Annotated in this window: 16 protein-coding genes and 1 riboswitch; of the genes, 3 read left to right on the forward strand and 13 right to left on the reverse strand. The window is 63.8% G+C overall.

The genetic code is table 11. The features are described from left to right. Window positions 1-11: 11 nt before the first annotated feature. On the reverse strand, window positions 12-2462 hold the full coding sequence (gene nirB / locus NA637_RS08485; protein ID WP_256071852.1) for a nitrite reductase large subunit NirB: 2451 nt from the start codon (window positions 2460-2462) through the stop codon (window positions 12-14). Window positions 2463-2950: 488 nt separating this feature from the next. Here nirB and NA637_RS08490 point away from each other — a divergent pair, with 488 nt between their 5' ends. After that, on the forward strand, window positions 2951-3271 hold the full coding sequence (locus NA637_RS08490; RefSeq protein WP_256071853.1) for a class I SAM-dependent methyltransferase: 321 nt from the start codon (window positions 2951-2953) through the stop codon (window positions 3269-3271). A 14-nt stretch (window positions 3272-3285) separates the two neighbouring features. Here the strand turns inward: NA637_RS08490 and NA637_RS08495 are convergent, their stop codons facing one another. Further along, window positions 3286-4959, reverse strand: a complete 1674-nt coding sequence (locus NA637_RS08495; protein WP_256071854.1) for a bifunctional protein-serine/threonine kinase/phosphatase — start codon at window positions 4957-4959, stop codon at window positions 3286-3288. 158 nt (window positions 4960-5117) lie between these two features. Continuing rightward, window positions 5118-6329 (reverse strand): MFS transporter, encoded by a 1212-nt coding sequence (locus NA637_RS08500; protein WP_256071855.1) that lies wholly within the window; start codon window positions 6327-6329, stop codon window positions 5118-5120. Window positions 6330-6669: 340 nt separating this feature from the next. On the opposite strand from NA637_RS08500, the gene NA637_RS08505 reads away from it, so the two are divergent. Continuing rightward, entirely contained in the window at window positions 6670-7608 is a 939-nt protein-coding gene (locus tag NA637_RS08505; RefSeq protein ID WP_256071856.1) for a 1-phosphofructokinase family hexose kinase, read from the forward strand. 65 nt (window positions 7609-7673) lie between these two features. Continuing rightward, window positions 7674-7973: a hypothetical protein gene (locus tag NA637_RS08510; RefSeq protein ID WP_256071857.1), complete on the forward strand. Its 300-nt coding sequence runs from the start codon at window positions 7674-7676 to the stop codon at window positions 7971-7973. A gap of 141 nt (window positions 7974-8114) precedes the next feature. Here NA637_RS08510 and NA637_RS08515 read toward each other — a convergent pair whose 3' ends face one another. The 10 genes from NA637_RS08515 to NA637_RS08560 form a co-directional block, all read right to left on the reverse strand. Next, complete coding sequence (locus NA637_RS08515) at window positions 8115-8909, reverse strand: ABC transporter ATP-binding protein (RefSeq protein WP_256071858.1); 795 nt, start codon at window positions 8907-8909, stop codon at window positions 8115-8117. 10 nt (window positions 8910-8919) lie between these two features. Further along, window positions 8920-9909, reverse strand: a complete 990-nt coding sequence (locus NA637_RS08520; RefSeq protein ID WP_256071859.1) for an ABC transporter permease — start codon at window positions 9907-9909, stop codon at window positions 8920-8922. Between the two features lie 51 nt (window positions 9910-9960). Beyond that, entirely contained in the window at window positions 9961-11334 is a 1374-nt protein-coding gene (locus NA637_RS08525; RefSeq protein WP_256071860.1) for a CmpA/NrtA family ABC transporter substrate-binding protein, read from the reverse strand. A 646-nt stretch (window positions 11335-11980) separates the two neighbouring features. Continuing rightward, window positions 11981-13783 carry an allophanate hydrolase gene (gene atzF, locus NA637_RS08530; protein WP_256071861.1) on the reverse strand — a complete coding sequence of 601 codons (1803 nt, stop codon included), beginning with the start codon at window positions 13781-13783 and terminating at the stop codon, window positions 11981-11983. Between the two features lie 175 nt (window positions 13784-13958). Continuing rightward, entirely contained in the window at window positions 13959-17600 is a 3642-nt protein-coding gene (gene uca / locus NA637_RS08535; protein ID WP_256071862.1) for an urea carboxylase, read from the reverse strand. A gap of 246 nt (window positions 17601-17846) precedes the next feature. Beyond that, on the reverse strand, window positions 17847-18491 hold the full coding sequence (locus NA637_RS08540) for an urea amidolyase associated protein UAAP2 (RefSeq protein WP_256071863.1): 645 nt from the start codon (window positions 18489-18491) through the stop codon (window positions 17847-17849). Between the two features lie 15 nt (window positions 18492-18506). Further along, window positions 18507-19235, reverse strand: coding sequence for an urea amidolyase associated protein UAAP1 (locus NA637_RS08545; RefSeq protein ID WP_256071864.1), 729 nt, complete (start codon window positions 19233-19235; stop codon window positions 18507-18509). A gap of 1 nt (window position 19236) precedes the next feature. After that, window positions 19237-20073 carry an ABC transporter ATP-binding protein gene (locus NA637_RS08550; protein ID WP_256071865.1) on the reverse strand — a complete coding sequence of 279 codons (837 nt, stop codon included), beginning with the start codon at window positions 20071-20073 and terminating at the stop codon, window positions 19237-19239. After that, a complete protein-coding gene (locus NA637_RS08555) occupies window positions 20070-20885 on the reverse strand; it encodes an ABC transporter permease (protein WP_256071866.1) in 816 nt (271 codons plus the stop codon). The genes NA637_RS08550 and NA637_RS08555 overlap by 4 nt, the downstream gene beginning before the upstream one ends. Window positions 20886-21007: 122 nt before the next feature. Then, a riboswitch (guanidine-I (ykkC/yxkD leader) is annotated at window positions 21008-21107 on the reverse strand. Between the two features lie 284 nt (window positions 21108-21391). Beyond that, entirely contained in the window at window positions 21392-21664 is a 273-nt protein-coding gene (locus NA637_RS08560) for an HU family DNA-binding protein (RefSeq protein ID WP_256071895.1), read from the reverse strand. Window positions 21665-21974: the final 310 nt, after the last annotated feature.

A 21974-nucleotide genomic window follows, 5' to 3' on the forward strand; every position in this document is an offset into this window, starting at 1 on the left:
TACGTGGATGGTCACGCGGGCTCGATCTGGGCCAACTGGATGGTTTCGTATTCTTTCTTCCGTGACTGCTCGGCAATCACCCGCTTCCAGCCGTCACCTTCGAAGCTCAGGGAGAACATCAGCCGCTGGGCCAGCGCCTTGCGCCGGGCTTCGTCTTCCAGGACGATCTTCTTGATGTAGTCCAGGCCGACGCGCTGCATGTAGTGCACGGTGCGTTCGAGGTAGAAGCCTTCCTCGCGGTAGAGCTGGAGGAAGGCGAAGCTGTATTCGGCGACTTCCTCGGCGGTCTTGACCTTGACGAAGAACTCGCCGGCTTCGGTCTTGATGCCACCGTTGCCACCGACGTACAGTTCCCAGCCGGAATCGACGCCGATGATGCCAACGTCCTTGATGCCGGACTCGGCGCAGTTGCGCGGGCAGGCGGAGACCGCGAGCTTGACCTTGTGCGGCGAGTACATGCCGAACAATGCCTTCTCCAGATCGATGCCCAGCCCGGTCGAATTCTGCGTGCCGAAACGGCAGAACTCCTTGCCCACGCAGGTCTTCACGGTGCGGATCGATTTGCCGTAGGCGTGGCCGTCGGGCATGTCCAGGTCCTTCCAGACGTTTGGCAGGTCGTCCTTCTTGATGCCCAGCAGATCGATGCGCTGGCCGCCGGTGACCTTCACCATCGGCACCTGGTACTTGTCGGCGACGTCAGCGATGCGGCGCAGCTCGGCGGCATTGGTCACGCCGCCGAACATCCGCGGAATGACCGAATAGGTGCCGTCCTTCTGGATATTGGCGTGGGCGCGCTCGTTGATGAAGCGCGACTGCGGATCGTCCTTGGCTTCGCCGGGCCAGGAAGAAATCAGGTAGTAATTCAAAGCCGGGCGACAGGTGGCGCAGCCGTTGGGGGTGCGCCAGTTCATATAGCGCATGGCGTCAGGAATGCTGATCAGGTGCTGATCGACGATGGCCTTGCGCACCTGGCCGTGGTTGAGGTCGCTGCAGCCGCAGATGGCTTTTTCGCTTTTCGGCTTCACGTCCGCGGCGCCGCCGACGGTGCTCATGAGAATCTGTTCGACCAGCCCGGCGCAGGAGCCGCAGGAGCTGGCAGCCTTGGTGTGCTTCTTCACGTCGTCGACGGAGAACAATCCATGTTCCTGAATCGCCTTGACGATCTCGCCTTTGCACACGCCGTTGCAGCCGCAGACTTCCATGCCGTCGGGCATGGCCATGGCCTTGTTCTGGCCCTGATGGCCGGTGTCGCCGATGGCACCCTCTCCAAACATGAGCTGGTCGCGGATCTCGCTGACGTTGTGGCCTTCGCGCACCTGACGGAAATACCAGCCGCCGTCCGCCGTGTCGCCGTACAGGCAGGCACCGACAAGGATGTTGTTCTTGATCACCAGCTTCTTGTACACGCCGCCGATGGGGTCGGAGAGGGTGATGGTCTCGGTGCCGTCGCCGCCGATGAAATCGCCCGCGGAGAACAGATCGATGCCGGTGACCTTGAGCTTGGTCGAGGTGACCGAGCCCAGGTAGCGGGAGAAGCCCAGCATGGCCAAGTGGTTGGCGCAGACCTTGGCCTGCTCGAACAGCGGCGCCACCAGGCCGTAGGCGGTGCCACGATGGTTGGCGCACTCGCCGACGGCATAGACGCGCGGGTCATAGGTCTGCAGCGTGTCGTTGACCAGGATGCCGCGGTTGCAGGGCAGCCCGGCTTTTTCCGCCAGTTCGCTGTTGGGGCGGATGCCGGCAGCCATGACAACCAGATCCGCGTCGATCACCTCGTTGTCGGCGAAGCGCACGGCCCGGACGCGGCCCTGCTCGTTGCCGAGCAACTCGGCGGTCTGCTTCTGCATCTTGAACTTCAGTCCGCGCGCTTCCAGCGCCTGCTGCAGCAAGGTGCCGGCGGTCTTGTCCAGCTGGCGCTCCATCGGCCATTCGCCGATATGCACCACGGTGACCTCCATGCCGCGCAGCTTCAGGCCGTTGGCCGCTTCCAGCCCGAGCAACCCGCCGCCGATGACCACCGCGTGCTTATGGGTCTTGGCGGCGTCCATCATCGTCTGGGTGTCGGCAATGTCGCGGTAGCCGATCACGCCGTCGAGCTGGTTGCCCGGTATCGGCAGGATGAAGGGATTCGAGCCGGTGGCAATCAGCAGGCGGTCGTATTCGGCTTCGCTGCCGTCCTCGGCGATGACGCGGCGCCTGGCGCGGTCGATCTCGACCACCTTGCGGTTGAGCATCAGGCGGATGTTGTGCTCGGCGTACCAGCTGAGATCGTTGAGCACGATCTCTTCGAAGGTCTGTTCGCCAGCCAACACGGGGGACAGCAGGATACGGTTGTAGTTCGGATGGGGCTCGGCACCGAACACCGTGATGTCGTAAAGCTCGGGGGCCAGCTTGAGCAGCTCTTCGAGGGTGCGTACCCCGGCCATGCCGTTGCCAATCATCACCAGTTTGAGTTTCTTCATGCCGTTCTCCGCGCCGGGCCGGATGGCTGTTCGCTGCCTGGCCATGCCATTGAAAAGGTCCAACAACGAAAAAGGCGCCCCACTGGTCTCCCAGTGAGGACGCCTTTGTCCTTGTCATCCGTATTCGGAGCCCGGCCCTCCACGTTGAGGGCCTGGCTTGATGTTGAAGATGACAATGCAGAGCCCGTGCCAACCTCGTAAATCCTTTATTTTCAAACGGTTAGTGACATGGACGGATTCGAGGTCGTTGTTTTTCTGCACCCATATGAAGCGTGCCGCGCAGTGCTGGTGCAGCGAAACGCAAGGCTCGCTGGAATTGGGCATTGACAGCACCCGTGGCGCTTTCCTATTGTTCAACGCATGCGCCGATTTAGTCAGCTACTTGCGGGGCGCCTGGAGCCGAAGGCTTCGAAATACCGCTAAAGCGCTGGTTCGGTGTCGCCTCCCACCGCTGCCCAGCGGAATTCTCGAGGCGGGACATTTCCCAAATGAATGCACTGCAACGCGCTCCTCTACGTCTGGCCCCGATCACCAGCGGGCTGGTTCGCAGCAATCCGAAAATCCTCCTTGGCGGCAGCCATCAACCCTCGCTGTTGCGCTATCTCGATGGCTGGCCGAAGCGCTGGAGCAAGCCGCGCGCCTTTCTCGTTCAGTTCAGCGGTGCCGATGAGTCACTGGCGCATTTCGCTGCGGACAGTTTCGACCTGGCCGTGATCCAGGCGCCAAGTGCGGCAGGTCTAGAAGACTGTGTGCGGCAACTGGTTCGCGTTGCGCGGCAGGGTTTGATTGTCCGTCGCATGTCGATCTGAGCGCGGTCAGTCGCTCAGCTGCCTTTTGCCAGCCACGCCAGCAGCACCAGATTCAGCAGCAATGACATCAGCGCGAGGCCGCGCCAGACCTTCAGTGGCTCGCGCTCAAGCAACGGCCGCTTCGTCCTGCCGCCGGTCAGGCGCTCACCCTGCTCCAGGGTCAGCAGCCATTCTTCCGCGGTTTCGAAACGCTGCGAGGGATCGGCCGCGACGGCACGCCTGAGCATGTCATCCAGCCACTGGGGCAGGTCGGGCCGGTAGCGACTGGCAGGCACCGGCAATCCGAAACGGGGGCGCTGGAAGGCCTCGACTTCGCCGTAGGGGTAGTGGCCGCTGAGCAGGTAGTAGAGCGTGACGCCTGCTGCATAGAGGTCCTGTTCCCGACTTGGTGGTTCGCCGCCAAAGGCTTCCGGCGCGATATAGCTTGGCGTACCCGGGAGATGATGCGGCAGATCTCGGGACAGGCCCGGGCAGTAGGCGAGGCCGAAATCCAGCAGGCGCAGCTCGCCGTCATCGCCAAGGTGCAGATTCTCGGGCTTGATATCGCGGTGCAGGATGTTGCGACGGTGCAGCATGCCCACTGCCCGGACCAGCCGTGGGGCCAGCTGCAGCCAATCGGTCAGTGCCATCGGGCCCTGCTGGCCAAATTGCCGGGCGAGGGTCTGGCCACGGTATTCACGCTGCACGTAATACAGGTGCTGGCGCTGGGGTAGCCCAAGGACTTGGGGAAAAGCACGACCTTCAACGCGGCGTAGAAACCACTCTTCCTGCAGCAGGGCCGGTCCGGCTGCGGGTTCATCGTCGCGGCTGGCCGGCAATGTTTTCAGCAGCCAGGGCTGACCCGATTGGTCCCGCACGCGGTAGACCAGTGACTGACGCGACTCGGCCAGCAGCGCCTCGACGGTCCAGCCTTCGAAAACCTGATCGGGGCGCAATCTGGGCGGCAAAGGCCAGTCCGCCAGCTGCGCGAGCGAGTCGGCCAGCGCCGCTTCCGGCAGTTCATCGACCCGCAGCAGCAGGGCGCTGGCATTGTCCTGGCTACCGGTCTGATGCGCGAGGTGGACCAGCGCCCGGGCGGCGTTGGGCAGGTCGGGCTCGGCACGCAGGACGTTCTGGATATCGCCTTCGGTGATGCTGGTCCAGACGCCGTCGCTGAGCAGTGCGAAGCATTCGCCGAGACGTAGTTCGCCGTCGAGGTAATCCACCACCAGATGCTGGTCCAGGCCCATGGCACGTTTGAGTACGTGCTGCATGTTCGGCTGGTCCCAGACGTGGTCTTCGCTGAGCCGCTGCAGCTCGCCGTCGAGCCAGCGGTAGGCGCGACAGTCACCGATATGGGCGAGGGTAAAGCAACGGCCGCGCAGCACCAATGCGGTCAACGTGGTCAGCAGCGGCTGACCGCCACCGTTGGCCTGCAGCCAGCGATTGTGGGCAACCAACAGCCGGTCGAGCGACTGCGCGACGGTCCAGGTTTCCGGTGTGGCGTAGTAATCGGTGGCCAGTGCCTGCAGGGTGGCCCGTGCGGCGAGGCCGCCATCGGCACACTGGCTGACGCCGTCGGCAATGGCAAACAGCGCGCCCTTGCTCGCCGCGAGCCCCGGTGTCGGCGTGACGATGCGCAGCGCGTCCTGATTCTCCTCACGCGGGCCGGTTGCGGTGGCTTCGCCGAATGACAACTGCAAAGGCATCAAGAAAGCTCCAAGGGGGCAGGGCAAGCTGCAAGCGACAAGAAAAGCGTTACATATGGCTGGCTCAGCTCTGAGCGTGCAGCGTGCAGCGTGCAGCTCTGAGCTTGTAGCTTGTAGCTTGTAGCTTGTAGCTTGTAGCTTGCAGCTTGCAGCTGCCTCTATACGCGTGCAGCGGTCATCGCCGCAGATCCCCAGGTCGTTCTCCAGCGACGCTTGACGCCATAAAGGCCGAACCAGGCCAGCGCACCCAGGCTGGCGAACAGCCAGAGGCCCATCTGGTAGTCACCGGTGGCCTGCTTGACGACGCCCAGGCCTGCGGTCAGCAGGAAGCCGCCGATGCCACCCGCCATGCCGACCAGTCCGGTCATCACCCCAATTTCCTTGTTGAAGCGCTGCGGCACCAGCTGGAACACCGCGCCGTTGCCGGCACCCAGGCTGAGCATGGCGACGACGAACAGCGCCAGGGCAGCCGTCGAGTTCGGCAAGTTGAAGCCGACGATGAACAGGCAGGCTGCCGCGACGGTGTACATCACCAGCAGCGAGCGAATGCCGCCGATACGGTCGGCCAGCGCACCACCGAGCGGGCGCAGCATGCTGCCGGCGAATACACACGCCGCGGTGTAGTAGCCGGCCTTGACCGGGTCGAAGGCGTACTGGTCGTGGAAATAGCCGGGCAGGGTGCTGGCCAGGCCGAGAAAGCCGCCGAAGGTGACGCTGTAGAAGAACATGAACCACCAGCTGTCGCGATCTCCCAACGCCTTCATATAGTCGGCGAAGGACTTCGGCGCGGGACGGTTCGGTGCGTTCTTGGCCACGCTGGCAAAGATCATCAGGGTCAGCGTCAGCGGGATCAGCGCCAGGCCGAACACGTTGCTCCAGCCGAACATCGTGGCCAGCACCGGCGCGAACAGCGCTGCGAAGACAGTACCGGAGTTGCCGGCACCGGCGATGCCCATGGCCTTGCCCTGATGCTGCGGCGGGTACCACTGCGAGGCCAATGGCAGCGCAACAGCGAAGGACGCGCCGGCCATGCCGAGAAACAGACCGAGCAGCAGCGCCTGCTCATAGCTGTGAACGCCATTGAGCCAGGCTACGAACAAGGCGGCGATCACGGTGATCTGGCCGAACAGGCCGGCGGTCTTCGGCGAGGTGCGGTCGGCCAGCACGCCCAGCACCAGGCGCAGGACTGCGCCGGAAAGGATCGGCGTGGCGACCATGAAGGCGCGCTGCTGGGTGGTCAGCCCGAGATCGGCGGCGATCTGCACGCCCATGGGGCCGAGGATGTACCAGACCATGAAGCTCAAATCGAAGTAGAGAAAGGCGCAGAACAGCGTCGGCGTATGGCCGGCTTTCCAGAAACTGGGATTCATCGGTTAGGCTCCAGGCATTCATCTAGTGCAAAAGAGGCCGCCCCAGCTTCGAGGCGAAAACAAAAAGGCGCCGCAGCACGCCTGCCGGAGCAGGAATGTTGCGACGCCTTTGTCTTAACGTGGAGACCGCCGTTGGCCTACCGTGCCGAAAACCAAGCACCTAGCGTGCCAGTCTGTCGGCGGCCGCGTTTTACGCAGCAGTGATGTTGGGCAGGGGCAACCGGGCGGCGTCGGCTGCACAACCGTTGTGCGCAGAGCGCCATTTCGGGGCAATGCCTTGGTGATGTATTACCCTCACGGTGGGTGCTAGGCTTGGCCTGCAAGCTTCAAGGAGTGATCGATGCCCGTTATTGCCAGTCTGACCCTCAACCCGGCTATGGATCTGTCCGTCAGTACTGCGCGGGTGACCAGCACCGAGAAGTTGCGCTGTTCGCTGCCGCGCCATGACCCGGGCGGCGGAGGGATCAACGTCGCGCGGGTGGTCGATACGCTGGGGGGCGATGCGCTGGCGATCTATCCCGCAGGCGGCCCTTTCGGTGATCTGCTCACACGTGCGCTGGATCAGCTGGGTCTGGCGCACCGCCCGGTCCCGATCGTTGGCGACACGCGTGAAAGCTTCACGGTGGACGAGTTCGACACCGGGCTGCAGTACCGTTTCGTGCTGCCTGGCCCTTCGCTGTCCTCAGATGAACTGAGCCGCTGTCTCGACGCGTTGGCCTCGCTGCATCCTGCGCCGAGGTATCTGGTGCTGAGCGGAAGCTTTCCGCCCGGCGTGGCGTTCACGTTCTACGATGATCTACTCGGACTGGCGCGACGCATCGGTGCCAGGCTGGTCGTCGACCTGTCCGGCGAGCCACTGGCCTACGCTGCACGTCGGGGCGGTGCATACTTGCTGAAACCGAGTCTCAACGAGCTGTCGACGCTGGTGGGTGGCCCGATCACGAGCGAACTGGAACAGGAGCAAGCGCTACGCAGCCTGATGGCGGAGGGTTGTGCGCAAATCATTGTGCTCTCGCTGGGCGCGGAAGGGGCGCTGGTGGCCTATGGCGAGCAGCTAAAACGGCTGCGCTCGCCAGAGGTTACAGTCGTCAGTGCGGTGGGCGCCGGCGACAGTATGCTCGGTGCCATTGTGCTGGCGCTGGCCGACGGGCGCGACATTGTTGAGGCTGTGCGCTTCGGTGTCGCCGCCGGGAGCGCAACCGTGATGCGCCCCGGTACCGAACTCTGCCATCGCGAGGATGTGCAGCGACTGCTGCAGCTCGGCGATGGTGGATGTTGAGCGGGTCCGCACGTCTGGCCCGAGCCGGACAATCGTCGAAAGCGGCGGCTGCCTTAGTTGGCGTCATGACCATCAGGCGATGCTATGGCGAACAGCGCAACAGCAATCGCCTGTTCCGCGCCAGCTCGAAGAACCAAGCTGCAATGAGCGCCCGAGCCGTCCGCAGCGTAGAGGCGAATTCGACTAAGCCGCGGCGCACGCCGAAGCGTAGGGGCGAATCTGTTCGCTCGAGGCACCAGGCACCGATCACCGGGACGTCAAACGCGGACGAACAAGTTCGCCCCTACGTGAAGGCGTCTTACGAAGCACTGGTTGGCCGCGGCAAGAAGAAAATGCAGGCCATCGGCGCGCTGATGCGCAAATAGCTGACCGCACTGTGGGCATGCGCGGGCCGCGAGGATCTTGATCCAGCCAAGTTTTTTTAGCTGCTAAAAGCTCGACCGGCAACAGAGTATCTACGACAAGCGTCGGCGCAGCCGTGCGAGGCAAGACCTGAGCTGTGGCGGTCATGCCGCGGGCCGCTGCTGGCGTTGGTAGAGGAATGCGAGGACTTGCGCGCGATAAGCGTGGTACTGGGCGTCGTGTGCCAAGCTCATGCGGTCGCGTGGGTGCGGGAGCTCGACGCGCAGGATGTCGCCAATGGTGGCCGAGGGGCCATTGGTCATCATCACGATACGGTCGGAGAGCAGCACGGCCTCGTCGACGTCATGGGTGATCATGATCACCGTGTTGCCGAGGTCGGCGTGGATCTCCATCAGCGAGTCCTGCAGGTGTGCGCGAGTCAGTGCGTCGAGCGCGCCGAAGGGCTCGTCCATCAGCAGCACCTTGGGTTGCATGGCCAGCGCGCGGGCGATGCCGATGCGCTGTTTCATGCCGCCGGAGATCTCGCTGGGGCGCTTGTCGCGGGCGTGGGTCATGTGCACCAGTTGGAGGTTGTGCTCGATCCAGTCGCGCATCTCCCGGCGGCTTTTCTGGCCCTTGAAGACCTGACGCACTGCCAGTTCGACATTCTCGTAGCAGGACAACCAGGGCAGCAGGCTGTGGTTCTGGAACACCACCGCGCGCTCCGGGCCGGGCGCGTTGACTTCGCGCCCGTCGAGGATCACGCCGCCGGTGGTGGCCTGATAAAGCCCGGCGACGATATTCAGCACCGTCGACTTGCCGCAGCCGGAGTGGCCGATCAGCGAGACGAATTCGCCCTTGGCGATGCGCAGGTTGGCGTTCTGCAGGGCGCAGTAGAGCCCTTTGTCGGTAGGGAAGCTGATACCGACGCCGGTGAGTTCGAGATGGATAGGGTTCATCGTGGTTTCCTCAGCGCAGGTCTGCGTTCTTGTCCCAGCTCACGCGGCGCTGGAGCATCAGCATGATGCGATCCAGGGCGAAGCCGATCAGGCCGATGACGATCACCGCGACCATGATCCGGCCGAGGGAGTTGGAACTGCCGTTCTGGAACTCGTCCCAGATGAATTTGCCGAGGCCGGGGTTCTGCGCCAGCATTTCCGCGGCGATCAGCACCATCCAACCGGTCGCCAGCGACAGCCGCAGGCCGGTGAATATCATCGGAATGGCGGCTGGCAGGACGATGCGGCGTACATGGCTGAGCGGCGACAGGCGCAGCACGCGGCTGACGTTCTGCAGGTCCTTGTCGAGGTTGGCGACGCCAACGGTGGTGTTGATCACCGTCGGCCACAGGCAGCAGAGGGCGACGGTCAGCGCCGAGGTAACGAAGGACTTCGCCATCAGCGGGTCTTCACTGACATAGACGGCGCTGACCACCATGGTCACCAGCGGCAGCCAGGCCAGCGGCGGCACCGGCTTGAAGATCTGGATCAGCGGATTGACGGCGCTGTACACCGTCTTGCTCAGGCCGCAGACGATGCCCAGCGGCACCGCGACCAGCGAGGCGATGGCGAAGCCGGTCATCACCGTGTAGAGGCTGGTGATGATCTGCTCGAAGAAGGTCGGCTTGCCGGTGTAGGGCCGAATCTTCACCTCGGCGTCGGGGTTTTTGGCCAGCTTGGCGGCGTTGCGCTCTTCCTGGCGCTGGTAGAAGGCCTCGGCTTTCTCCCGCGCTTGAAGATGCGCATCGACCAGCCCGTTGAACTGCTCGGCTACCTGGCTGGGCCCCGGAAACTGGCCGAGGCTGGTCTGGATGTTGGTCGCCACCAGCTGCCAGAACAGCAGGAAGGCCAGAACGCCCACCAGCGGCATGATGACCTGCGCCAGCCAGCGCCGGAGCCGGGCCTTACGGCCGGCCTCGAGCGTTTGCTTGATGCTTTTCGCGACGGCTGGATTGCTCATCGACATGTCCTCTCCGAGTAAGGGAGCCGCAACGGCTCGCTGGGGGCGGGGTCAGAGGGTGGTATCGCCTTTCAGGCCGATCGCGAACTGTTCGAGATAGGCGTTGGGCGCGTGGCCGTCGTAGGTGATGCCGTCGATGGTGTCGGCCAGCGGCTCGCGGATGCCGTCTTCATCGGCTGCGGGAAAGTCGTCCGCAGTGAGCAGGCCGTCTTCGATCAGCGCGGTGGCGGCTTCGCGGTAGATGTCGGGGCGATAGACCTGCTTGGCCATGTCCAGGTACCAGCTGTCCGGCTTGGCTTCGGCGATCTGGCCCCAGCGGCGCATCTGGGTCAGGTACCAGATGGCGTCGGAGTAGTAGGGGTAGGTGGCGTGATAGCGGAAGAACACGTTGAAGTCCGGCACCTCGCGCTTGTCGCCCTTCTCGAACTCGAAAGTGCCGGTCATGGAGTTGGCGATGACCTTGGCGTCGGCACCGACGTACTCGGGCCGCGAGAGAATCTCCACCGCTTCCTGGCGGTTGGCGTTGTTGTCGTCATCGAGCCACTTGCCGGCGCGGATCAGCGCCTTGACCAGCCGCTTGTGGGTTTCCGGGTTGGCTTCGGCCCAGGCCTTGGAGACGCCGAAGACCTTCTCCGACATGTTCTTGCGGATCGCGTAGTCGGCCACTACCGGCACGCCGATACCCTTGAACACCGCCTGCTGGTTCCACGGCTCGCCGACGCTGTAGCCATGGATGGTGCCGGCTTCCATGGTCGAAGGCATCTGTGGTGGCGGGGTGACCGAGAGCAATGCCTGGGCATCGATCTGGCCGCTGATATCGCCCTTGTTCGGTGCGTAGTAGCCGGGATGAATGCCGCCGGCGGCCAGCCAATAGCGCAGCTCGTAGTTGTGCGTGGAGACCGGGAACACCATGCCCAGGTTGAATGACTTGCCGCTGGCGTTGAGCTGCTCGATCACCGGTTTCAGCGCGTCGGCCTTGATCGGGTGCTGCGGTTTGCCGTCGACCATGGGCACGTTGGGTTTCATCTGCTCCCAGATCGCGTTGGACATGGTGATGGCATTGCCATTGAGGTCCATGGTGAAGGCCGTGATGATGTCGGCCTTGGTGCCAAAGCCGATGGTGGCACCGAGCGGCTGACCGGAGAGCATGTGCGCGCCGTCCAGTTCGCCATCGATCACGCGGTCCAGCAGCACCTTCCAGTTGGCCTGGGCCTCAAGCGTGACGTAGAGGCCTTCATCTTCGAAATAGCCCTTTTCGTAGGCAATCGCCAGGGGCGCCATGTCGGTGAGCTTGATGAAGCCGAGCTTGAGTTCCTCTTTCTCCGGATCGCCAGCCCAGGCGATCATCGGTACCCATTGCAGCAGGGCCGAGCATCCGAGGCTGGCAACCAGCGTTTTCAGTAGCGTACGGCGAGTCTTGCGCATGATTCTTCCTTCAATCGCGAAACGAAAAAAAGGCGTAACGGACGCACCCTCTGCATGAGCAGAGCGAGCACCGTTGACGCCTTTGTCAATTCGTCCCGATCACCGCCGTTGGCGACCCGAAGACGTGGTAATTGATGGATTGCAAGGGGCAGGCCAGTTCGCTCAATGGCGGTTTCGCAGCAGCGAAAAAATCGTAAATCTCCATTCACACAATGGCTTGCGGACCTGGTCAGGCATGGGAAGTTGGCTACCGTCTCGGCGCGTCGCAACTCGGTTCGGCGCGATAGATGTGCAGCCATCGCACCGCATGGCTCCGTTTTGGTTCGTTTGGACGTGTCCGCTCCATAAACCCACCTGCCCATAGCCTGCTGACCATCGGATGCTGTGCGCCCGTTTTTCAGCGGTATTCATCCCGCGATGCGTCCCGACGGCAAGGTACAAAGGTCTACCGCCTTGCATGGCCCGTTGGAAGTACCCGGTCCGCTGTGGGCCGCACGGGTCTTCGGAGACGTCATGGATCAGGCGACATCGATACGATTCACGCCCATAGGCTCCAGGCTGTCTTCGACAGAGCGTCGTGCGCGCTCAGCGGAGCAGTCGACGAGTTCGGCAGCGCATCGCGAAACACAACGTTTGCCGGCCCCGCTCAGCTATGACTCTTCATATAGGCTCGCCAGCCAGCGTACTCGCTGATATCGACGGCACCGTGCAAACCGTACGGTTCGCAGATGAAGCCGGTCTCCCAACTGCCGTCGGCCAGTTGGACCTTGCCCAGCCCGAGGGGTGCCGGGATGCCGGCGAGGAAGGAGCCCAGTTCAGAGCTCGGGACGTCCCAGATTTCCACCTCAATGGCGACACCGTCATCGGCGACTCGCACCATGCCCGGGCGGAACGGTGGGCCACCGGCCAACGCGTACAGCTTGTAATGCGCTGCGCTGCGCGTCGCTTCGAGCAATCGGCCGCCGCGCTGTTTGAGCTGCCAGTTCAGCGGCAGGCCATCCAGGTGCGCGCCGCAGACCACGACACGGGTGCGGTCGCTGCGTGCGGCGTTCTGTGGGGCCGGCGAGGTGATCGACTGGCCACCGATCAATGCGAGGCCATGTTGCCGTTGCAGCATGTCGGCCAGGCTCAACAGGTACTGATCGGTGAATACTCGCCCGAACAAGGTCACGCCCCAGGGCAGGCCGTTCTGCATCACGCCCGCCGGCACCGCCACGGCGGCGTAGTCCAGCATGTTCATGAAATTGGTGTAGTAGCCCAGGTCCGAATTGCGCTTGACCGGTTCGGCGTGCAGTTCGTCCAGCGTGACCGGGCGCGGGTAGGCCGGGGTCAGTACGCAATCCACCTCGACCATGATCCGGTCGCAGATGGCCTTGAGCTGTTGCAGCCGGTACTGGGCCTGGAACAGCTGCACGGCAGTGGTGCCCGGTGCCTTGTCCAGCACCGCCTTGATCACCGGCAGCACGGCGTCGGGCTGCTGCTCGATCAACCCGCCGGCAACGCTGTAGCGCTCAGCGACCCAGGGGCCTTCGTAGAGCAGCCGCGCGGCTTCAAGGAAGGGCGCGAAATCGATCTCCACCGGCTCGCCGCCGATGGCTGTCAGGTGCTCGACGGTGGTGGCGAACAGCGCCGGGCTTTGCGGGCAGCCGAGAAATTCCGGTCGTTTGGGCACGCCGAAACGGAAGGATTTGACCTGGCCAAACGCTGAACCGTCGTTCCACAGCGGATTGGCGCGGCTGTATTCGTCGCGCGGGTCGAGTTCGGCGGTCAGGGCCAGCAACTGGCTGGCTTCGGCCGCGGTGGCGGTGAAGAAGGTGACGCAATCCAGCGTACGGCACGCCGGGACTACGCCGGCGGTGGAGATCAAGCCCTTGCTCGCCTTGAGGCCGATCAGGTTGTTCAATGCGGCCGGCACCCGACCGGAACCGGCGGTATCGGTGCCCAATGCGAAGCTCGCCAGGCCGAGTGCCACGGCCAGGGACGAACCGGCGCTGGAGCCGCCCGACGGATAGTCCGGGTGCACGCTGTTGCGGCACTCGCCGTAGGGTGAACGGGTGCCGTTGAGGCCGGTGGCGAACTGGTCGAGGTTGGTCTTGCCAAGCGGGATGGCACCGAGGGTGATCAGTTGGTCGACGATGGTCGCGCTGGTTTCCGGTGTATAGGCAAAGGCGGGGCAGGCGGCCGTGGTCGGGATGCCGGCCAGGTCGATATTGTCCTTGATGGCGAAGGGGATGCCGTAGAGCGGCAGGTCGGCCGGGGATTTGCTGTCCAGGGCTGCGAGGTAGGGCTCGAGTTGATCCTTCGTTAGCAGATGGATGAAGAGCTTGAATTCGGCCTGGAGGGCGGTGGCCTGGTCGTGCACTGCAGCGATGAGTGCGCGCGGCGACAGCGTGGCGCTGGAGTAAGCCGCGCGCAGTGTGTCGAGGCGTAGGTCAAAGTCGGTTGTCATGTGGTATTCCTCTTGAGGTGGAAAACGGCAACGCCTTTTCCACGCATGATGTTCGGGGCGGTCCGGCGGTCCGGCGGTCCGGCGGTCCGGCGGCCCAGCGGTCCGGCGGCCTGGTGGCCGGTTGGTGGATCGGTGAGGCGTGATCCACCCGGTCGTCTTGGTGGGGCAGGGAGCCTTACGCGCGCTCGATCACCACCAGCCGCTGGCCGGCACGCACGGGCGAGCCCGGCTGCACTCGGATGTCCTTGACCACGCCGGAAACAGGTGCGGTGAGCGGGATTTCCATCTTCATGCTCTCGAGGATCACCAGCACGTCGCCGGCTTCCACCCGAGCGCCCTCGGTCACGGATACCTGCCAGAGATTCCCGGCAATGTGGCTTTCGATGCCATGCTCGCCGGCGCCCAGCGGGGCGTCTTCACCGAGCTCAGCGGCGACTTCCTCGCTCTCCAAGTGCGCCGGGCCTGAGGCGATCCAGCGTTGGCGTTCGGCGTCGAAAGCCGCGCGCTGCTGGCTGCGGAAGGCGTCGATACCCGCGGCTTCCTTAGCCAGGAATTCCTGATAGTCGGACAGGCGCAGCTCGGTCTCTTCGATCGTCAGCGGGTAGCGGCCCAACGGGAAATCGCGGCGGATCTTCAAAAGCTCTTCGGCCGATACCGGGTAGAAGCGGATCTGGTCGAAGAAGCGCAGCAGCCAGGGCTTGCCGCCGAAGGCTTCCACCGCGCGGTAGCGGTTCCACATCTGCAGCGTGCGACCGACGAACTGATAACCGCCCGGGCCCTCCATGCCATAGACGCACAGGTAGGCGCCACCGATGCCGACCGAGTTTTCCGCGGTCCAGGTGCGCGCCGGGTTGTATTTGGTGGTGACCAGCCGATGCCGCGGGTCCAGGGGGGTTGCCACTGGCGCGCCGAGGTAGACGTCGCCCAGGCCCATCACCAGATAGCTGGCTTCGAACACGGTGCGATGCACCTCGTCGAGGTTCGGCAGGTCGTTGATGCGACGGATGAATTCCAGATTGCTCGGGCACCAGGGGGCGTCCTTGCGCACCGTGGTCATGTACTTGTCGATCGCCAGCTGACAGGCCGGGTCGTCCCAGGAAAGTGGCAGATGCACGATGCGCGACGGGACCCGGAGATCTTGCGCCGAGCACACCGCGTCCCAGAGGCCGGCGACGGTATCGAGCACGCTCTGAAGCGGCAGGGTCTCCGGCTGGTAATGCACCTGCAGGGAGCGGATGCCGGGGGTGAGGTCGATCACACCGTTGAGGTTCTTCGCCTCCAGCGCCTGCATCAATGCGTGGCCACGGAAGCGCAGGACAAGGTCCAGTTCGGGCGCGCCAATTTCCAACAGCAAATGGGTGTCGCCGCAGAGCCGGGCGACCAGGCGGGTGTCGTCCTTACCCAGATCGAGGACGATGGGCGAGGTGAGGGCTTGTGCTGTTGTAGGAGCCAGCTTGCTGGCGATCCTTTCGCATGGCTGATCGCGAGCAAGCTCACTCCTACAAAGGTTGGCGCACTCAAGATTTTGGGTCTTAGCCAACTCACGCGCCATGGCCACATCCACCGGCACGAAGCGCACCCGGTCACCGGCCTTGAGCTGGCCCATCTGCCAGAGGTCGGCCTCGATGATGGTAACTGGGCAGACGAAACCGCCGAGGCTCGGGCCGTCCGGGCCGAGGATGACCGGCATGTCGCCGGTGAAGTCCACGGCGCCGATGGCGTAGGGGTTGTCGTGGATGTTCGAGGGATGCAGGCCGGCCTCGCCGCCGCTGTCACGCACCCACTCGGGCTTCGGCCCTATGAGGCGAACGCCGGTGCGGCTGGAGTTGAAATGCACTTCCCAGTCGGTGGCGAAGAAGCGCTCGATATAGCCTTGCGTGAAGTATTCCGGCGCGCCGTGCGGGCCGTAGATCACGCGGATCTCGCGTACCGATGGCAGCGGCGGGCAGAGCTCGACAGGCAGGCTGGCGCCGGCGCTGCGGTCAACGAGTTCGGGAACATGCAGTACATCGCCGGCGCGCAGTGCGCGTCCGGCATGGCCGCCGAACTGGCCAAGGGTAAAGGTGCTCTTGCTGCCCAGGTAATCGGGCACCCGCAGCCCGCCGCGTATGCACAGGTAGCTGCGCGCACCGGCCCCGGCGATGGTGCCGAGCGCAAGCGTGCTGCCGGCCTTGACCAGAATCGCTGTGCGCATCGGTTGCTCGACGTCGTCGAGCTTCGGCGGAATGTCGGCGCCCGTTACCGCGACCACCGCATCGGTGTTGAAGCGCAGGATCGGCCCGCTCATGGTGATTTCCAGGCCCGCTGCATCGGTCGGATTACCCAGCAGCACATTGCCCAGGCGCAGCGCACGGCTGTCCATCGGCCCGGACGGAGGCACGCCGACAGCCCAGTAACCGAGCCGGCCGGGAAAGTCCTGAACGGTGGTCTGGGTGCCAGCGCTGAGCACCTCGAAAGTGGTCGCCCGATAGCTCAGGCCGTCCAGGCAACGGGTCCAGGGACTGCCCTTGGCAAACGGGGCATACCTGAGAATCTGGCGCAGGTAGTCGCGGTTGGTCTCCACGCCATACAGCAGGCTGTCGGTTAAGGCCTGATCGAGCGCAGCCTTGGCTGCCTCACGGGTCGGCGCGTAGGTGATGAGCTTGGCGATCATCGGGTCGAAGTAGGGCGGAATTTCGCAACCTGCTTCGACCCAGGTATCGATGCGCAGTGCTTTGCCGTCGGCAGCTGGAAACTGGACCGTGGTCAGCAGGCCAGGGCTCGGCTGAAAATCGCGCCCCGGGTCCTCTGCATAGAGCCGCGCCTGGATGGCGTGGCCCGCGGGCTTCAGGCTCTTGGCCAGCTCGGTCAGCGGCGGCAGATCACCGGCCGCCAGTTCGATCATCCAGCGCACCAGATCGACGCCCCAAACCTGCTCGGTGACGCCATGCTCGACCTGCAGCCGGGTGTTCACTTCGAGGAAGTAGAACTGCTCGGCCTGGCTGTCATAGACGAACTCGACCGTGCCGGCGCTGCGATAGCTGACCGCCTTGGCCAGCTTGATCGCCGCCTCGCACAGCGCATCGGCCATGCCGGCGGGCAGGTTCGGCGCGGGGGTTTCCTCCAACACCTTCTGGTTGCGCCGCTGCACAGAGCAGTCGCGCACGCCGAGGGCGATCACATCGCCCTCACCATCACCGAAGACTTGCACTTCCAGATGGCGGGCGCGCTGGATGTATTTCTCGATGAATACGCCGGCGTCGCTGAAATTGTTTTGTCCCAAGCGTTTGACTGCCTCGAAGGCATCCGCCAGTTCAGCCGCGTCACGGCAAACCCGCATGCCGATGCCGCCGCCGCCAGCGGTGCTCTTGAGCATGACCGGATAGCCGACCTGCTCGGCTGCGCCTAGCGCATCGGTGAGGCTGTCGAGCAGCTCGGTGCCTTCGAGCATCGGCACACCGTGCTGCTTGGCCAGCGCGCGGGCGGTGTGCTTGAGGCCGAATACCCGGAGCTGTTCCGGCGTCGGCCCGACGAAGGCGATACCGGCCGCCTCGCAGGCTTCGGCGAACGCGGCGTTTTCGGAGAGGAAGCCATAGCCGGGGTGGACCGCTTTCGCACCGGTTCGAAGCGCAATGGCGAGGATCTTCTCGACCGCCAGATAGGTGTTCGCGGCAGCGCCTTCGCCGAGGCTATGGGCTTCACTGGCCTGTTGGATATGCAAGCTGGCGGCATCGGCCTCCGAGTAGACGGCCACGCCTTTCACGTCCAGGGCACGCAGCGTACGCAGGATGCGGCAGGCAATGGCGCCGCGGTTGGCGATCAGGAGTGTGTCGAACATCTTCATTCCCTCTGGGGGAGGCGGGCCGTCCCGCTTATATTCATTCATCGCCCCCGGCCGTCCGGGGGTGAAATCGTAAAGCTGACAAGAGCGCTTGAGACTGGAGGCTGGACGAAAAGGCCAGCTTGGCGTAGCTGGGAAACGGCATCAGCCTTTCCCGCCGATGGGCCCCTGCGGGGCCTTGGTGGGCAATCGCTTCGCGAGTTGCCCACCCTACGGGTCGTTCAGCCTCCAGCCTTCAGCGCGTTATTCGGCCTTTTCCCATACCAGCACTTCGGCCGGCGTGGGGTTCCAGCCGTTGCACGGGTTGTTCAGTTGCGGGCAATTGGAAATCAGCACGATCACGTCCTGCTCGGCCTTCAGCTCGACATATTTGCCCGGGGCGGAGATGCCATCCGCGAAGGTCAGGCCGCCGTCGGGCGTGACCGGGACGTTCATGAAGAAGTTGATGTTGGCGCCGATGTCGCGCTTCTCCAGGCGACCGTCGTGCAGGCTGGCACGCAGGAAGTTATCGCGGCAGCTGTGCATGTAGCGCTTGTCCAGGGCGTAACGCACCACGTTGCTTTCCTGCGCACAGGCCCCGCCGAGCGTGTCGTGACGGCCACAGGTGTCGGCGACGATGGTCAGCAGCGGGTTGCCAAGGTTCGAGTAGAGCACCGTGCCGGTGCTGAGATAGACCTTGTTCTGCCGGCGCAGGGTGCGCTGCGGATCAAAACGCTCACGCGGATTCATGGCGCTGAAAAACAGGGTGTCGACCGCCTGATTGCCTTCCAGATCGAGCAGGCGCAGGGTCTGGCCGGCCTTCACTTCGAACAGATAGGGCTCGCCAGCCGGAATCACATGCCGGAAACTGGCGGCTTCGGGGTGCAGGTTGCTTTCGTGGATGGTCATTTGGGCAGCCCTTCCTCAAATATAGAGTCGTTCGGTGTTGTGAAAGCCGCGGCTATTTTCCGCGCGCGAGGTACGGCAAAGGACGCTGATGCCATCGCTGTCGACGCGGTGCCAGCTGAGTTGGACGGGTTTCGCTGCGTACTCGGGGTTCGGGTCCATCGGGTGTGGCAATGCGGTCAGCACCACCAGCGTGTCCATTGGCGCGTACAGCTCCACGGCGTCGCCGGCCTTGCTGTTGCCGGCCTCGAAGGCGAAGCCGCCGCCGGCGTCTACGGTGACCTTGCTGAACAGATTGAGTGTCATCAGCAGGTCCTGCAGATTCAGGTTCCACTTGCCCATTTCTACCAGCAGGTTGTCCGTGCCGTTGCGGAAGAAGCCGTTGCGCAGTTCCTGATAGCGCCCCTGGCCGTATTTCTCGGCGACTTCGTCAGCGTTCAGTACGCCACCGAAACTGTCATGCCAGCCACAGGTATCGGCTGTGATGCAGGCCAGCACCCGCCCCATGTCCGAATACAGGCAATGGCCGGTGGTGAGCTTGGCGGTGTGCTGGCACTTGAGCGTGTCCGGCAGGTTGAGGCGCTCGCTTTTTTCATGCGCATTGAACATCAGCAGACTGACGTTGGCGCCGCCTTCGAGGTCGGTCAGGCGCAACAGCTGCCCGCGCTTGAGCACGAAGGAAGTGTGGCCGCCGCCGGGTAGGGTTTCTTCATAAAGCATGGGGCGGATCGCGAGTGAAGCGCTCATGTCAGACTCCTTGATTGACGGTATGCAGGTGGCCTAGCTGCGGTGGCAGGTCGCCGGCGGCGGCGCGCGCGACCCGACGATCGCTGTTCAGCGGGATGTCATAGGTGACGCGTGCGCCGTAGGCACCAGGGGCGTGAGGGTCGAGGCGGGTCTTGTCGAACACCAGGATGCGCGTTCCGAGGGTGAAGCCTTCGGACAGGTCGTGGGTGACCATGAACACCGTCAGTCGGGTCTCCCGCCAGAGTTGCAGAAGCAGCTCATGCATGTCCTTGCGAATGCCGGGATCGAGTGCGCCGAAGGGCTCGTCGAGCAACAGCACGCGGGGCTTCATGACGAGCGCCTGGGCGATGGCCAGACGCTGCTGCATGCCGCCGGAGAGCTGTGCCGGGTACTTGTCCAGCGAGTGACCGAGGCCCACCTTGCGCAGGATCACTTCGGCCTGCTCGCGTGCGTCGCGCTTGCCGCGGCCGAACAGGCGGCCCAGCAGGGGGGAGCTGGGCAACTCCAGGCCGAGGACGACGTTGTCCAGTACCGACAGGTGTGGAAACACCGAATAACGCTGGAATACCACGCCGCGGCTGGCGTCGGGCTCGCCGGCGGTGGGTGCGCCATCGAGCAGGATGTCGCCGCGGCTAGGCCGTTCCTGGCCGAGCAAGAGGCGCAGAAAGGTGGATTTGCCGCAGCCGGACGCGCCGACCAGGGTGCAGAATTCACCTTCGTTGACGCTCAGGTTCAGCCGTTCCAGCACCACCTGATCGCCATATTCCTGCCAGACGTTGTCGACCTGAATGAAAGGGTTGGCTGGCCGTTCGCCAGCCGGCCGGCTGGGAGCGCTCATGCCTTGGCTCCTTCGTACCAGGGGAAGGCCAGCTGGGTGAGCTTGCGCAGACCGAAATCCATGCTCCAGGCGAGCAGGGTGATCCAGGCCACGTACGGCAGGATCACGTCCATCGCCAGATAGCGGCGGACCAAAAAGATGCGGTAGCCCAGCCCGTCGGTGGAGGCGATGGCCTCGGCGGCGATGAGAAACAGCCAGGCTGAACCGAGCACCAGGCGCAGTGCGATCAACAGGCGCGGCAGCAATTGCGGCAGCACCACCCGCAGGATCAGCGTCCAGGTGTTGGCGCCCAGCGTCTGCGCCTTGATCAGCAGCTCCGGCGGCAACTCCCGGGCGCGCTGTTCCAGATCGCGTGCCAGCACCGGGGTCACGCCAATCACGATCAACATCACCTTGGACAGCTCGCCGAGACCGAAGACGATGAACAGAATCGGCAGGATCGCCAGCGGCGGGACCATCGACAGCACCGTCAGCAAAGGCGACAGGGGTGCGCTGAAGAGCGGCAGCGTCCCGGCTGCGACACCGAGGCACAGCCCGGCAACCGCGGCGATGCCGAGGCCGACGCCGAGGCGCTTGAGGCTGGAGGCGGTGTCCTGCCAGAACAGGTAGTCGCCACTGCGTTTGTCCGCTGTGAAGGCAAGGCGCTCCACCGCGCTGGACATCTGCGTGAAGCCAGGCAGGAGCTTGTCGTTGGGGTTGGTTTCGAGCCGTTGTGCAGAGCTGACCAGGTAGGCGAACAGCAGAATTGCGAAGGGCAGCATCACCAGCAGCGTCCAGCCGGTGCGGCCCGGAACACGATTGATCAGGCGCATGGGGAGCTCCCCCTTCCGATCGGGGGGTGTTGCCGCGGGTCGGTCGTGCTGTCGAATCCGAGCAGGGGCATAAAAGGCCTCCAGTGAGTGGACATGGCAATGGGAGCTGCGTGTCGAACGCCGTCTCCCGGGCTTTTATCCCGCCGTGTAACCTCACTGGAGGTCGCCAACTCTCGGACCAGCCACTCGCAACCGCGAGCCGGAACCCTAGTCAGCTATTTCTGAATTTTCTCGTCCCTGAGCCGCAGCTTCCTGGCAATAGGGATTTAGCAAGAGCAGTGCCAACCACAGAATCTGCGTATTGCGGCGCTTGCAGGGAGGCTGAGCAGCGCTGGCGCGCTTTAACAGTGCAAGCCGAGCGTTCCATGCTCCCTTTTGGGACGTCAGCTGGCGGCTCCAGTATAGGGCAGGCTGGAAACAGGCGGGGATAAACCAGCTGAGCGAGGTCCGAGCAGGCGCTGCGTCCGTAAGGACGTCAGCGGCCCGGTTTCCTGGGAGACAGTGACTTAGTTCACTGCGTCCTTCAGCGACTTGCCTGGCTTGAAGCCTGGCAGCTTTGCTGCGCAGATCTTGATCGTTGCGCCAGTCTGCGGATTGCGACCATCACGGGCCGCACGCTCTTTGACGGCAAAGGTGCCGAAGCCGACCAGCGTCACGCTGTCGCCGTTCTGCAGGGTGTTGGTCACGCTTTCGGTGAAGGCATCCAGCACGCGGGTGGCGGTGCTCTTCGGTACATCGGCGGAGGCGGCGATCGCTTCAATCAACTCGGCTTTATTCACGGGTGTGGCTCCAGATTGGAATGGGTGGTCAGTATAAGCAGCGTCTCGCTCTGCCGCCTGCGGCAAAGTTCCTCTTTTCCATAAATATCCGGTGCGCGGCGACAAATCGTTTGTTTGCCCGATCCAGACGCTTTTGTCTGGACAGCGGGATTTTGGCTCCGGTTCATTGCCCTCCCGACCATTGGTAGCGTAGCCGCCGGCAGGATGCATCAGAAGCGCTGCGTACGCCGCCAACAAGGTTGCGCCAAGCGCAAAGCTCCCATGAGCTGGCCGATCGACAGGCTGATTGGCTCGCTTTCGGCTTTATAGT

It is taken from the genome of Stutzerimonas stutzeri (assembly GCF_024448935.1).
Taxonomy (GTDB): Bacteria; Pseudomonadota; Gammaproteobacteria; order Pseudomonadales; family Pseudomonadaceae; genus Stutzerimonas; species Stutzerimonas stutzeri_AO.

Coding starts and splice junctions, on each gene's coding strand:
- nirB (WP_256071852.1), bottom strand. CDS start 2,462: ATGAAGAAACTCAAACTGGTGATGATTGGCAACGGCATGGCCGGGGTA.
- NA637_RS08490 (WP_256071853.1), top strand. CDS start 2,951: ATGAATGCACTGCAACGCGCTCCTCTACGTCTGGCCCCGATCACCAGC.
- NA637_RS08495 (WP_256071854.1), bottom strand. CDS start 4,959: ATGCCTTTGCAGTTGTCATTCGGCGAAGCCACCGCAACCGGCCCGCGT.
- NA637_RS08500 (WP_256071855.1), bottom strand. CDS start 6,329: ATGAATCCCAGTTTCTGGAAAGCCGGCCATACGCCGACGCTGTTCTGC.
- NA637_RS08505 (WP_256071856.1), top strand. CDS start 6,670: ATGCCCGTTATTGCCAGTCTGACCCTCAACCCGGCTATGGATCTGTCC.
- NA637_RS08510 (WP_256071857.1), top strand. CDS start 7,674: ATGACCATCAGGCGATGCTATGGCGAACAGCGCAACAGCAATCGCCTG.
- NA637_RS08515 (WP_256071858.1), bottom strand. CDS start 8,909: ATGAACCCTATCCATCTCGAACTCACCGGCGTCGGTATCAGCTTCCCT.
- NA637_RS08520 (WP_256071859.1), bottom strand. CDS start 9,909: ATGAGCAATCCAGCCGTCGCGAAAAGCATCAAGCAAACGCTCGAGGCC.
- NA637_RS08525 (WP_256071860.1), bottom strand. CDS start 11,334: ATGCGCAAGACTCGCCGTACGCTACTGAAAACGCTGGTTGCCAGCCTC.
- atzF (WP_256071861.1), bottom strand. CDS start 13,783: ATGACAACCGACTTTGACCTACGCCTCGACACACTGCGCGCGGCTTAC.
- uca (WP_256071862.1), bottom strand. CDS start 17,600: ATGTTCGACACACTCCTGATCGCCAACCGCGGCGCCATTGCCTGCCGC.
- NA637_RS08540 (WP_256071863.1), bottom strand. CDS start 18,491: ATGACCATCCACGAAAGCAACCTGCACCCCGAAGCCGCCAGTTTCCGG.
- NA637_RS08545 (WP_256071864.1), bottom strand. CDS start 19,235: ATGAGCGCTTCACTCGCGATCCGCCCCATGCTTTATGAAGAAACCCTA.
- NA637_RS08550 (WP_256071865.1), bottom strand. CDS start 20,073: ATGAGCGCTCCCAGCCGGCCGGCTGGCGAACGGCCAGCCAACCCTTTC.
- NA637_RS08555 (WP_256071866.1), bottom strand. CDS start 20,885: ATGCGCCTGATCAATCGTGTTCCGGGCCGCACCGGCTGGACGCTGCTG.